The organism is Microvirga medicaginis, from assembly GCF_052658925.1.
Genome location: NZ_JBQWEL010000061.1, coordinates 1 through 849, shown reverse-complemented (window position 1 = coordinate 849; position 849 = coordinate 1). Strand labels below are relative to the sequence as shown.

At 61.0% G+C, this 849-nt stretch carries 1 protein-coding gene; it reads left to right on the top strand.

Features of this window, described 5'->3' with window-relative positions; all coding sequences use genetic code 11:
* Nucleotides 1-58: 58 nt before the first annotated feature.
* On the top strand, nucleotides 59-849 hold a 791-nt coding region (locus tag ACUXUR_RS26755; RefSeq protein WP_445505382.1), incomplete at its 3' end, for an enoyl-CoA hydratase/isomerase family protein.

Genomic DNA, 849 nt, shown 5'->3' with positions numbered 1-849 from the left:
AAGCGGTGCTCTTGGCGCGGCTGCAACTTCGCGCTGACCCCAAATCATGTGATGTGCCATGAGCAAGCATCCGACTGATCTTGTGACGAAGCCCGCATACCTCGCCATCGATGGAGCTGTGGCCGTGCTGACTCTTGCGCGGGCCCCGGTCAATGCCATTGACGACGCGCTCCTGGATGCCGTCGAAGCAGCTCTGAAAGAGATCGAACGAAACGATGCGATTGCGGTGCTGCGAATCAGGAGCGACCAGAAAGTCTTCTGTGCCGGGGCGGATCTACGCATGATTGCGGGGCGCCTCGGGACGAAAGAGGGTCCGGCTGAAATGGTGGCCAGCGTCCGCCGTTTCCATATGGTATTCGCCCGTATCGTTGCGATGCCGGTCGTGACGGTGGCGGAGATCGAGGGGCATGCTCTCGGTGGCGGGCTTGAACTTGCGCTTTCCTGCGATCTGCGGATTGCCACCCACGATGCAAAGCTGGGGCTGCCCGAGGCCAATGTGGGCCTGATTCCTGGAGCGGGAGGAACGCAGCGATTGACTGCTCTGTGCGGTGTCGGCATCGCATCGCGGCTTATTCTTTCAGGCGAGGTCGTGAGCGGGCTCGAGGCGCAAGCCCTTGGCCTTGTCCAATGGGCCTTCCCGGCGGCTAATTTCGGGGCAACTGCAGGCGCAATTGTCGAGCGGATCGCCAAATTGTCGCCCGAAGCGCTGCGTGAGGCTAAGAATTGCATCCATCTTGCGGCTTCTCTCAACCCGGCAGGTCTTGCCGCTGAAATCCATAGCATCGGCAAGCTAATGCACCGTCCTGAGACCGTCCGCCGCGTTGCGGCTTTCATCGCAAAAAGCGGGGG